The sequence below is a fragment of the Bartonella sp. CL266QHHD genome (genome assembly GCF_042195355.1).
Taxonomy (GTDB): Bacteria; Pseudomonadota; Alphaproteobacteria; order Rhizobiales; family Rhizobiaceae; genus Bartonella.
This window is the reverse complement of the sequence record NZ_JBHIOD010000055.1, coordinates 14,795-27,761: the sequence shown is the minus strand read 5'-3', so window position 1 is coordinate 27,761 and position 12,967 is coordinate 14,795. Positions and strand designations below refer to the sequence as shown.

At 37.0% G+C, this 12,967-nt stretch carries 11 protein-coding genes; 4 read left to right on the top strand and 7 right to left on the bottom strand.

The window, feature by feature from the left end; all coding sequences use genetic code 11:
* Positions 1–2: 2 nt before the first annotated feature.
* The 4 genes from pyrH to ACFIK7_RS07220 form a co-directional block, all read right to left on the bottom strand.
* Positions 3–722, bottom strand: a complete 720-nt coding sequence (gene pyrH, locus ACFIK7_RS07235; RefSeq protein WP_273790666.1) for a UMP kinase — start codon at positions 720–722, stop codon at positions 3–5.
* Between the two features lie 157 nt (positions 723–879).
* Positions 880–1,803, bottom strand: coding sequence for a translation elongation factor Ts (gene tsf / locus ACFIK7_RS07230; RefSeq protein ID WP_375637726.1), 924 nt, complete (start codon positions 1,801–1,803; stop codon positions 880–882).
* Positions 1,804–1,905: 102 nt separating this feature from the next.
* Positions 1,906–2,685 (bottom strand): 30S ribosomal protein S2, encoded by a 780-nt coding sequence (gene rpsB, locus ACFIK7_RS07225; RefSeq protein WP_273788135.1) that lies wholly within the window; start codon positions 2,683–2,685, stop codon positions 1,906–1,908.
* Between the two features lie 167 nt (positions 2,686–2,852).
* Entirely contained in the window at positions 2,853–3,689 is an 837-nt protein-coding gene (locus ACFIK7_RS07220; RefSeq protein WP_375663173.1) for a cell envelope integrity EipB family protein, read from the bottom strand.
* Between the two features lie 145 nt (positions 3,690–3,834).
* Between ACFIK7_RS07220 and ACFIK7_RS07215 the strand changes: the two genes are divergently transcribed.
* Both ACFIK7_RS07215 and ACFIK7_RS07210 read left to right on the top strand, forming a co-directional pair.
* Positions 3,835–4,296, top strand: coding sequence for a RidA family protein (locus ACFIK7_RS07215; protein ID WP_375607219.1), 462 nt, complete (start codon positions 3,835–3,837; stop codon positions 4,294–4,296).
* A 134-nt stretch (positions 4,297–4,430) separates the two neighbouring features.
* Entirely contained in the window at positions 4,431–4,853 is a 423-nt protein-coding gene (locus ACFIK7_RS07210; protein ID WP_375631236.1) for an HIT family protein, read from the top strand.
* A 7-nt stretch (positions 4,854–4,860) separates the two neighbouring features.
* Here the strand turns inward: ACFIK7_RS07210 and clpA are convergent, their stop codons facing one another.
* Positions 4,861–7,212: an ATP-dependent Clp protease ATP-binding subunit ClpA gene (gene clpA / locus ACFIK7_RS07205; RefSeq protein WP_375663172.1), complete on the bottom strand. Its 2,352-nt coding sequence runs from the start codon at positions 7,210–7,212 to the stop codon at positions 4,861–4,863.
* 6 nt (positions 7,213–7,218) lie between these two features.
* Positions 7,219–7,590, bottom strand: a complete 372-nt coding sequence (gene clpS, locus ACFIK7_RS07200) for an ATP-dependent Clp protease adapter ClpS (RefSeq protein WP_273790742.1) — start codon at positions 7,588–7,590, stop codon at positions 7,219–7,221.
* Positions 7,591–7,825: 235 nt separating this feature from the next.
* Here clpS and ACFIK7_RS07195 point away from each other — a divergent pair, with 235 nt between their 5' ends.
* On the top strand, positions 7,826–9,175 hold the full coding sequence (locus ACFIK7_RS07195; RefSeq protein WP_375663171.1) for a D-alanyl-D-alanine carboxypeptidase: 1,350 nt from the start codon (positions 7,826–7,828) through the stop codon (positions 9,173–9,175).
* Between the two features lie 32 nt (positions 9,176–9,207).
* On the top strand, positions 9,208–9,486 hold the full coding sequence (locus ACFIK7_RS07190; RefSeq protein ID WP_375663170.1) for a hypothetical protein: 279 nt from the start codon (positions 9,208–9,210) through the stop codon (positions 9,484–9,486).
* A 1,798-nt stretch (positions 9,487–11,284) separates the two neighbouring features.
* On the opposite strand, the gene ACFIK7_RS07185 is transcribed toward ACFIK7_RS07190, so the two are convergent.
* Positions 11,285–12,676 (bottom strand): L-serine ammonia-lyase, encoded by a 1,392-nt coding sequence (locus ACFIK7_RS07185; RefSeq protein ID WP_375631239.1) that lies wholly within the window; start codon positions 12,674–12,676, stop codon positions 11,285–11,287.
* Positions 12,677–12,967 lie beyond the last annotated feature (291 nt).

Genomic DNA, 12,967 nt, shown 5'->3' with positions numbered 1-12,967 from the left:
CCTTATTCCGATACTATTGTAAAGCGTCCTGTTCCATTCAAGACCTTAGCCAAACCGCCTTTTTCATGAATGGAATACACAATAATCGGTACATTGTTCTCACGTGCTAAAGTGACCGCCGTTGAATCCATAACAGATAATCCCCATTGCAAAACTTCAACATGTGTTAATTGGTCAAAACGCTTAGCCGTAGGGTCTATTTTTGGATCTGCTGAATAAATACCATCAACTTGTGTTCCTTTAAGAAGGACATCCGCACCAATTTCTGCTGCACGTAAAGTAGCAGCAGAATCAGTGGTAAAAAATGGATTTCCTGTACCACCTGCAAAAATAACAACTTTTCCCTGATTCATATAAGCTATTGCTTTACGTTGCGAGAAACTTTCACAAATTTGTGGCATAGCAATCGCAGAGAGTACAACAGTTTCAACCCCTAATTTTGTCAAAGATGTTCGCAATGCTAAAGAGTTAATAGCAGTTGCAAGCATTCCCATATGATCACCTGTCACTCGGTCCCCACCATGCGAAGCAACAGCAACGCCACGAAAAATATTTCCCCCACCGATAACAACCGCAACTTCTATCCCCATTGTGCGCACTTCTGCAATATCAGCGGCAATACGGTCTACAACAGAAACATCAATGCCAAAATTCTGCCCTCCCATAAGAGCTTCACCAGAAGCCTTTAAAAGAATACGTTTATACGGAAGTGCTAATGCCATTAATAATCTCCCCAAAAGCCTATTTACTTTTTGCTTTTGACATCACGAAGGGCACCACTTTTTTCACGTGACGCCCTCTCAACAATTACATTGTTCCCCTCAGAGATTCTACAACCAACGATATGACTTTAAATCTCTGTTCAAGAGTTTGCAATAACTAGCCTTTTACAGCAGCAGCAACCTCTGCAGCAAAATCAGACTCCTCTTTTTCCACACCTTCACCTAATGCAAAACGAATAAAGCCTGTAATTTTTGCTGGAGCACCAATTGATTTCTCAGCATCCTTTAAAGCGGCCTCAACAGTTATATCAGGATTCATAACAAAAGCTTGAGAAAGCAAAACAACCTCTTCAAAAAACTTACGCATACGTCCTTCTACCATTTTTTCAATGATATTTTCAGGTTTTCCAGACTGACGTGCTTGATCTGAAAAAATTGCTTTTTCACGCTCAACAGCAGCAGCATCAACATCTTGAGCTGTAAGTGCTAATGGATTGGTTGCCGCAATATGCATCGCGACCTGCCGACCAAAAGCAAGAGCAGCTTCCTTATTTCCTGTTGTTTCAATCGCAACCAAAACACCAAGTTTTCCAAGCCCATCAGCCACACTATTGTGTATATAAGTCGCAACAACACCATTCTCAATAGACAATTTAGCGGAACGACGAAATGTCATATTTTCGCCAATTGTACCAATTGCATCTTTAATCGTAAGCTCTACAGTCTTCTCAGAGCCTGGATAAAGAGAAACAGAAACAGATTCAACATCCCCTGGGGTATCTAAGGCAGCAGTTGCTACTTTACGCACAATATCTTGGAATCCATCATTGCGTGCAACAAAATCTGTTTCAGAATTAATCTCAACTAAAACTGCATGTGAATCTCTTGATACGACTCCGATTAATCCCTCAGCTGCTGTACGACCAGCCTTTTTATCTGCTTTAGCTATTCCTTTTTTACGAAGCCAATCAACAGCAGCTTCCATATCACCATTGGTCTCTGCTAGAGCGGCTTTACAGTCCATCATACCAGCGCCAGATAATTCTCGAAGTTCTTTTACTTGTGCAGCAGTAATGCTCATATTTGCCTCTTTATTTTGTAACAGTGAAAGCGTGCAAAATCCCTCTGCACGCCTATAACTTCTTTTTTAGACAATAAAAGTACCTTAATTAGGCGTTTTATATTATTCAGAAACTTCTGAAACTGCATTTTCTTCCAAAATAGGCTCCACAGGTGCATCAACTTGAGCTCCTAAATCGATACCCATTGCTCCTTGCTGGCGTGCAATACCATCAAGAGCAGCACGGGCAAAAAGATCGCAATAAAGAGAAATTGCACGTGAAGCATCGTCATTACCTGGTATTGGATGTGTTACGTCATCGGGATCACAATTGGTATCAATAATAGCAATCACTGGAATACCTAAACGTTTTGCTTCTTGGAGTGCAATATTTTCTTTATTCGTATCGATAACAAAAATAAGATCTGGAACAGAACCCATATCTTTAATACCACCAAGCGCACGATTAAGCTTTTCACGATCACGTTCAAGATTTAAACGTTCCTTTTTGGTAAAGCCTTGCGCTTCAGCAGCAAGAATTTTATCAAGCTTCCGCAAACGATGGATCGAATTGGAAATCGTTTTCCAGTTTGTGAGCATGCCGCCAAGCCAACGTGCATTAACGTAATACTGGGCGGAACGATTCGCCGCATCTGCGATAATGTCAGATGCTTGCCGTTTCGTACCAACAAAGAGAATACGACCACCACGCGCTACAGTATCTGAAACAAGTTTAAGCGCTTGGTGTAAAAGTGGAACGGTCTGAGCAAGGTCAATAATATGGATATTATTACGCTGACCATAAATATAGGGAGTCATTTTGGGATTCCAGCGATGAGTCTGGTGACCAAAATGCACACCGGCTTCTAAAAGCTGGTGCATAGTAAAATCGGGTAGTGCCATAAATCTTATCCTTTCCGGTTCAACCTCCGCGGAAAAAGCAGAAAGACCTGCTACCGGCGGATGCTTGCTAGAATTTTCTCACAGATCATTTGCAAACACCCAGACTCCGCGTGTGGAATAGCGCAAACATACTAATATTTGATTCTTTTTCAAGTTATTTTCTTTAATCATTTAATATTTGCATTTTCACATTGATTAAGAGCTTTTCCAAGTTCCAAGAATTCGAGACTGTTCAATTTTGCACGCACTGAAAAAGTTCCATAATCTATATGAAGATCACGCATGACACCATTCTCATGTAAGAGAAAACTGCTACGATAAACCGGCAAACCATCTTTATTTTCTCCATCATCAAAATAAGAAATTGTAACAGGCCAATATTCTTCTTCATCCAATTTTCTTACTTTTTCCGTTTCGCTATCAGATAAAAGCGTCTTCTTTTCCCCTATGACGATACTTTCTTTTATAACTTTATCTGCTTTATTTGTCCCATCAAATACAGTAACATTGTAAAAATGATCTCCTGCTTTTGCATGGCGGATAATATTTTTTAGTTGCATTATTGGAAATTCAGCCATTGCAAGCTTATACTCTTTTTCCTTTGGCTTTTTTAAGGTGACTGTAATACCATCTTGAGTACGCTCCGCAACCCCCTCGGCACGATGCACAACCTCTTCTCCCTCTTGATCTGTGATATTAAAACGAAATGTACGGCTGTCTCCTGTCTCATAACTCGTCGTCTGTTGATCCGTCAAACGTACTGGCATATCTTCAATGTGAACACGGCTAATGAAACGAAAACGTGTGCTATAGCCTTGGCATGCCGAACCAGTAAGCTCGTAAACCATTCGTCCTGACATCGCAGAAATTGTCATTTCATGAGAAACACTATCGAGATGAAAATCATAAATTGCTCGATGAGGCACAATAAAAATGGGCTCTTCAGCTCTCGCAGTACATAAAAAAACAATATATAAAATTATTATAAATAATGATCTAATCATTCCCAACTTCCGAACTTTATCCCCGTTGCATAACATCATACAATAAGGCAAAAAAGGCTAATTTCTCAATTAACCACACATTTTCTTAAATCAAAAAATAGATTATGCAATGAATATATTATAGAGCAGCTATGGAGTTAACATTATGACCAATATGATTGAAAAAAACTTAGAGAAGTTCGGAATCACTCTTCCTGAAGTAATCTCCCCCCTTGCCAATTACATCACCACTTCACAAAGTGGCAATCAACTCTTTATTTCTGGACAACTCCCTCTTATTAATGGAAAACCAATAGCCATCGGTAAAGTTGGTGCAACTGTGAATACCGAACAAGCCCAAAAAGCATCCGAAGCTTGCGCTCTCAATATTCTCGCGCAACTCAAGGCAACTCTGGGTGACTTAAATAAAATAAAACGTGTGGTAAAAATTACTGTTTTTGTGGCTGTAGATTCTCATTTTACCGATATTCCTTTTGTTGCCAATGGAGCTTCTAATTTATTCGTCAATATCCTTGGTGAAATTGGAAAACACGCCCGTTCTGCTATTGGTGTTGCCTCTCTTCCTATGGATGTTCCTGTAGAAGTTGAAGCCATCATAGAAATCTAAACCTTCATTAAGACAGTGCACCATCCTAAATATAACTGAAGTCAAAATACTTCTTTGTCTTACACTCTGATAAACCTTGCATTTTTTCGTTTTTAAATTAGAATCTTAAAATTACAATAAAAGGAAATATTTGTATGAAACAAGCTTACGACAATAACAATATTTTTGCTAAATTGATTCGCAATGAAATCCCTTCTGTTCGTGTCTACGAAGATGATGATGTTATTGGATTTATGGATATCATGCCACAGGCACCAGGTCATACGCTGGTCATTCCTAAAAAAGGCTCGAGAAACTTACTTGATGCGGATACTGAAACATTATTTCCTGTTATTAAAGCTGTTCAAAAAATTGCAAATGCCGTCAAAAAAGCCTTTCAGGCAGATGGCATAACTGTCATGCAATTTAATGAAGCAGCTAGTCAACAAACCGTTTATCACCTCCATTTTCATATTATACCACGTATGGAGGGAATAGAACTTACCCCTCATAATGATATGATAACGCCTACAGAAATACTTGAAGAGAATGCAAAAAAAATCCGTGCTGCCTTATAACACACTCTTAAGTTGTTGAGCTTTTTTTTCCTACACGTTTTTTTGTAAAATTTTCCATTTTACTTTTCTTTGAACTTACAGATATATCGGAAGATGAAATTTCTAACTGTAAGCTTTCTTTTTTACCATTTGATTTTTGTGTCAATACGCGAACGATACCACCATTGCGTAACTTTCCAAATAAAATTTCATCAGCTAATGGCTTTTTAATATATTCTTGTATAACACGCCCTAATGGGCGTGCTCCCATCTGAGAATCATATCCTTTATTGGAAAGCCATAAAGTTGCTGAAGGGCTTAATTCAAAACAAATTCCCCGATCAGCTAATTGTGCTTCAAGCTGAAAAATAAATTTTTGCACTATCTGATTGATGATTAAATGAGATAAAGGTGCAAACGGAATAATTGCATCTAACCGATTACGAAATTCTGGTGTAAATAACCGATTGATTGCTTCTATATCCTCACCATCACGATGTACTTTCCCAAATCCAATAGCTGATTTTGCCATATCTGAAGCACCCGCATTGGTCGTCATAATCAAAATAACATTGCGGAAATCAATTTTCTTACCATTATGGTCTGTTAATCTACCATAATCCATTACCTGCAATAAAATATTAAATAACTCTGGATGCGCTTTCTCAATCTCATCTAGCAATAGAACTGCGTGAGGTTTCTGATCAACGGCATCTGTAAGGAGACCTCCTTGATCAAACCCTATATAACCTGGAGGTGCACCGATTAAACGTGCTATCGTATGCCGTTCCATATATTCTGACATATCAAAACGCAATAATTCAATGCCTAAAGATGATGCAAGCTGTTTTGCAACTTCAGTTTTTCCTACACCTGTTGGTCCTGAAAATAAATAACTTCCTATTGGTTTATCCGGTTCGCGTAAACCTGCTCGCGCCAATTTTATGGATGAAACTAAGACGGAAATTGCCTGATCTTGACCATAAACAACATGTTTGAGTTCTCTTTCAAGCTTACTCAGTATCTTCTGATCATTCCGAGAAACTGTTTTTGGTGGAATTCTTGCAATTGTAGCAACAGTCGCTTCAATTTCTTTAACACCTATACTCTTCTTGCGTTGTTTTTGTGGCAAAAGCTTTTGCGCTGCGCCACTTTCATCAATAATATCAATTGCTTTGTCAGGTAACCTACGATCAATTATATAACGTGAAGATAATTCTACAGATGCCTTCATCGCCTGATCTGTATATTTAATCTGATGAAAATCTTCAAAGTAAGGCTTCATCCCTTGCAAAATCTTAATCGCATCTGTAACAGAAGGTTCATTAATATCAATCTTCTGAAAACGACGCTCTAAAGCACAATCTTGTTCAAAGAATTTGCGATATTCTCTATAAGTCGTCGAACCAATACATCGCATAGTTCCAGAAGATAATACAGGTTTCAAAAGATTTGCTGCATCCATATTTCCCCCTAATGTCGCTCCTGCTCCAATTAAGGTATGAATTTCATCAATAAATAAAATAGCATCGGGATACAGCTCAAACTCTTTAATAACTTGCTTTAAGCGTTCTTCAAAATCACCGCGATAACGTGTACCTGCAACAAGTCCCCCCATATCAAGAGAAAATATTGTTGCATTTGATAAAACTTCAGGCACTTGCCCATCAACAATGCGCTTTGCCAATCCCTCAATTATAGCGGTTTTCCCCACTCCAGGATCACCAACCAAAAGCGGATTGTTTTTCGACCTTCGACATAAAATCTGAATCATGCGTGAAATTTCTATTTCACGGCCAATTAATAAATCAACTTTTCCATTACGTGCTTTACAATTGAGATCAACACAATAATTCGTTAAAGCACTTGTTCCTCTTTCACCATTATCCGAAATCTGCTGATCTAATTGCTCTTCAAGTCCTTCAAGTAACATGGATAACCCATCATCACGCGTGACACCCTGTGAAATAAAACGTACAGCATCATAGCGTGTCATTCCCATCTCTTGAAGAAAATATGCTGCATGGCTTTCACGTTCAGAAAAAATTGCAACAAGAACATTTGCCCCCGATACTTCATCTTTTCCAGCCGATTGTGCATGAATCACCGCACGTTGGATAACACGCTGGAAAAAAGCTGTAGGCTTTGTATCCTCATCCGCTCTAATCTGTTCATCTAACTCTGAGCGAAGATAATTGGTTAAGCGCTCTCGCAATTCCTCCACATCTACTTGGCAAGCCTGAATAACGGAATTTGCATCGGCATCATCTAACAGCGCAAGTAGAAGATGCTCTAATGTTGCATATTCATGCCGTGCTTGAGTAGCAATTGTTAATGCACGATGCAAAACCTCTTCAAGACTAGGTGTAAAAGATGGCATAGTTCCTCACTTCCATTCCATTACACATTGTAACGGATGTTCATTTTGACGCGCACATTCTCTCACTTGTAATATTTTCATTTCAGCGACTTCATAAGTATAAGTCCCACATTCTCCTATCCCATTGTGATGAACATTTAACATTATCCGCGTTGCCTCTTCGAAACTTTTTTTAAAAAAGTTCTTCAAAACGAAAACAACAAAATCCATAGGTGTGTAATCATCATTAAGCAAAAAAACTCGACATAATTTAGGTTTTTCGAGTTTTTCTCTAGCCTTAGGCATTATAACCGCACCATGCCTACCTTCATCCCAATTCTTGCCCTTTTCATTATGCATAATATGAGCTATAGAGTTTATTATGAGCGTCTGTCCCATTATCGTTTTCCATGCAGCACATTTTTTATTAATTTTAAATTCTTTCATAACTATTGCAATACCTGTTTGTATTAGAAAAAAATTTCCCTCTATGGTTAGACTTCAATCACTCACTCATAAAATAACTTCTGTAAACAAATTAGTAATACCATTCGTCTAAATTGCATCAACAAATTACAGAAAAGGAAGCTTTATAGAAGTTTTTCAGGATAAATGGAGAAATAGGATACTGCAAGTGTATATTAATTATCAAAAAATTATGCGCTACTGTAAAACAATAGCAATTTCTTTTGTTGTGTTAGCTTTTTCTTACTGTTGGGCATCAGCCACACCTCAAGGCGCCTATCCTGATAAGTATGCGGCTATTGTTATAGATGCTACTACGGGAAAAACTCTATTTCAAGCCAATGCAACACTGAAACGTTATCCTGCTTCTTTAACAAAAATGATGACATTGTACTTACTCTTTGAAGCTATGCAGATGCGTCGTGTGACACCCAATACACCAATTCCTGTTTCACATTATGCAGCAATGCGTCCACCGACAAAAATTGGGTTTAAAGCAGGCCAAACAATTTCTGCAGAATCAGCAGCTAAAGCACTCATTACAAGATCTGCAAATGATGTTGCTGCTGCCATTGCAGAATATCTTGGAGGTAGTGAAAAAAAATTCGCTCAAATGATGACAGCAAAAGCTCATAAACTTGGCATGAAACATACACATTTCGCAAATGCTTCAGGACTTCCGGATGTGCGCAATTATTCTACAGCACGAGATATAGCGACTTTGTCATTAGCTTTACGTAAACATTTTCCCAAACAATATAAATTGTTCAAAACAAAAAGTTTTAATTTCCGTGGACATAAAATTAACAGCCACAATAAACTTGTTAAAATAATGAAAGGTGTCGATGGAATTAAAACAGGATACACACAAATGTCAGGTTCTAATTTAGCAACTTCGATGCGTCTTGAGGGGCGCTCTATTGTCGCTGTTGTTATGGGAGGTAAATCATCTACTGCACGTGACGAGCATATGGCTAGCTTATTGAATCAATATTTGCCCAAAGCAAGCCAAATGAAAAGTGGTGAACATTTAATAGCTTCTGTACGCTATCACTTACCCACTGGCGCCAATACTCCTATACCAACCATTAAAGATGATTTAAGTAATTTTGACGATGAAATTTCGACTATGTTGACAGCATTTGCAGAACAACCTAAAAACTCCAACATCGCAATAACGGCTGTAAATAAGGTAATTATACCAATACCGAACCCTCAAAAAACTATACCGGTTGAGACTCATAAAATTGTAACAGCCTCTTTGTCCGAAAATGCCGGATGGGCTATCCAAATAGGTTCTCTTCCTAGTGAAGAACAAGCAAAAACTCTACTTTTAAAAGCAAAAAATATAGCTTTTTCTACTTTAAAGCACGCATCTTCACATATGCAACTGTTTGAAAAGAATGGGCAGCGTTATTACCGGGCGCGCTTTACAGGGTTTCAATCAAAAAAAGCTGCATTTGATGCTTGTTCTACATTAAAGAAAGCAAATTTTAACTGCTATACTGTAGCCTACTAAAAAATTTTGAATTCTGCGTTAAGGATAGTATTATGACAGATAATGCTTTTGCTTCATTCCATAAAAAAGAAATTTTATTGAAGCAATCATCCCTCCTTTCATTGCGTTCTCTTCACGATGCTGTTGCAAAACTTACTGGTTTAAAATATAATTCGACTGCATTAGATACACAATCTCTTGTTAACCTTCTCATTTGCCAAACAATGCGCAACCGTCGTCTCATAATGCCTCCTGTACGTATTCATTTACGCGTTGCGAGCCAAACTGGTAATGTGCCTATTAAAATCCGTCTAGGAGCAACAAATATTTAATTCTACAGACCATCTCTAAAAAACTATTTTATTATTAACCATTATCTATAGCCTTAGAAAACCCTTTGATAAACATACTTTTTTCTTAAATTGTGGAATTGTTCTGACAGCTTTTCCAACTATCCAATATCTCCAAGCTTTCAATAAAACCATTGTTAAGAACATAAAAAATACTCAATATTTTTCCACTTTTGGATTTAATATAAAAAATTATCCTTGATATCTTTTTGAAAATGAATAGCTTCATTGGATGAAAGCTTATCATTTTAGGAATTATTCTAAACGTTCAATAAAGAAAGTCCCTCTTACTAATGCTCCCCTGACAACATAAACGCTGTAAAAAATAATCTCACTCCTCTTACTTGCATTTCTTTCAACAGACAAAGCAAATTGGAAAATACAAATACTATCGATGAAAAAACGTAAAAGAAATTATCAGATTAAATATCATGATAACGATTTCCATAAGATTTTAATTTATAATTATAATTTACTTTTTGCATATTGAATAAGAGATTTTCGTAAAATTCTCTTATTTTCCTTCTTATATTGAATCAGTCAAAATCGTCCGCCTGCTCATCACGAGAAAGATTGGCATATAAACTATTTAAAAAAGGAATCAAATATCCCTTATGAATTATTTCAAGTACGAGGATCTTTTGTAACATTGATCGTTGAAAAAAGGATGATAGTGCTGGTTTTCTCCCTTTATAAATAAAGATGCTAATACTCTATAGATTTTATACCATTCATGGAATGACTTACATTATACTACTCATATTCAAGATGCTGATTTATAAAGATAATTCATTATTTTGCATGTTAGATGATAATCTCGAATATCGTAAGATTCTCTCATTTGAAACTTGTTTATGTTGAATTAATAAAAACCGTTCTCTTGCATGTTATGGGCGAGATTAGTGTGTGGCGTAAAACTGTACCCAAAATACTCAAAATACCTATAATGAACCATTTCAAATGCTAAGGGCTTTGATCCCTGTACGGGGGGGCTTGGCAAAGTGTGCAATCATGCCCAGCGTACTCTTTTTATTAAGCATAAAGATGGGACAGCTCAATGGATTTACCGTTATTATATCATTCACGGGTGCCATCGCGAAATGAGCTTAGGAGCGTTGAGAGATATTTTTTAAACGAACTCACGAACAAGTAACACGATAATGTTCTATCGTGTGCATTCTATTCTCATGAAAATTTTTATAAATATTTCCTAATGTATACGTTATTATTTATTTTAATTTTTTTGTCGGTACAGAATTTATAAATAAAAAAGATATTCCCAATATATCTTTAATTATTGTAAATTAGTGTTTCTTTTCAAGATATTTTTTTACCATATAGGTAGCAAAAAACTTCACTTTTAAAAAATTAAAATCTTTAAAAATCTCTCTTTATCATAATTATTCAGATTTAAAATAAATTTTCCTTAGATACTCAGGTATAATCTTCCATTACTTAAAAGATATGGCTATGGAAACTTTTTAAAACCATAAAACCCAGCTAAAAAATAATGGTAAATTGATCACTAATTTTACTTTACGCTTTTTTATTTTTTCCATTTTAGGACAAATCAAACATATATCAACAATACACTCTCTCCAAACTTGCATCAACAGCTACTATTCGTTAAGAAAGCACTGAGCCATCTCAAATTTATTTTAAGCATGCTGCTGAATTAATTTGGAGTTTTGATTTATAAGGAACAAAAAACATAAGCTTTATCAGGAAATACGATTCTTCTCCAAAACGTCCAGTTATGGATTGAAAAATGTTCTAGCTCTTAACAAGATATTGCATTGACTGCAAGACCACCTTTACTTGTCTCTTTATAGCGTTCACTCATATCATGACCAGTCTGGCGCATTGTTTCTATACAAGCATCAAGAGAAACAAAATGATCTCCATTACCATATAATGCAAGAGAAGAAGCCGTTACCGCCTTAACAGCTCCCATTGCATTACGCTCAATACAAGGAACTTGTACAAGACCTGCAACAGGATCACATGTCATTCCCAAATGATGTTCAAGCGCAATTTCTGCCGCATTTTCAATTTGAGCTGGTGTTCCACCTAATGCTGCGGTCAACCCTGCTGCGGCCATTGAAGATGCCGTTCCAACTTCACCTTGACACCCAACTTCTGCACCAGAAATAGAGGCATTATGTTTGATAACACCGCCTATAGCTGCTGCCGTTAATAGAAAATTATGTATTCCCTCTCGATCTGAATCATCATTAAATTGAAGATAATAACGCAAAACGGCTGGGACAACACCAGCTGCGCCATTTGTTGGTGCTGTAACAACACGACCACCTGCTGCATTTTCCTCATTGACTGCTATAGCATATACCGAAAGCCAATCATTTGCCCAAAGTGGATAATTGTGATTTTTCCTTTGATTTTCCAAAAGCGTTTCATGCAGCTTTTTAGCACGCCTTAGAACACGCAATCCACCAGGCAACTCACCTTCTTGTGAAAGACCTCTATCAATGCAATTTGTCATCGCTGAAAAAATTTCATCAAGCCCTACATCAAGAGAAGAACGCTCTATCTTTGTTTCTTCATTTAAGCGCTTCATTTCAGCAATTGAAAGTCCTGATTTTTCTGCCATTGATAACATTGTACAAGCAGAATCGAATGGATATGGTACCTCAAATGCTTCTGGTTGTATATTATCATTCATATGGCTTAATTCATCCTCAGTCACAACAAAGCCACCACCGATAGAATAATAAATCTGCCGCAACAGAACATTCCCATCAGTATTAAGTCCTTCAAAGGCTAGTCCATTTGTATGTCCAGGGAGGATTTGCTTTCGTTCAAAAATAAGATCACATTGCACATCAAACTGATAAGCGGGATGGCCTTCTGGTTGCACTTTTTTTTCACGTATAACTTTTTCTAACAGAAACCCCATGCTATCAGGATCAACAGTAGAAGCTTTTTCTCCTAAAAGTCCTAATATGATAGCCCTATCTGTTGCATGACCAATACCCGTGAAAGCTAACGAACCATAAAGATAAACACGTATACGAGAAACTTGAATATCAGACGACTGAGAAAAATCTCCTATCTTTTGCAAAAACATATTAGCAGCTGTCATCGGTCCCATCGTATGTGAGCTAGAAGGACCAATCCCAATTTTAAAAAGTTCAAAAACAGATAGAAACACGTATCACCTCAAAACTATAGTACAGTTTGAGCATATATGCTTTTTCATAACGTTTCTCCCGTTTAAAATCAAATTGCGAGATAAACTAAAAAAATAACAGCAATAAACACGAATGTCGCTCGTCTTGCTACCACCCAACACTTTCTTTCTATAGTGTTTTCCATTAGCCAACCTTCAAAACGGGCAATGCCCCTAGAGTCACCACTCCTAATGTTCCAAGCGTAGTAAAATAAGTGTTAATATGCAATATTAAAATTCAATAAGGATGAGAAATCTTATCGGAAATATTTT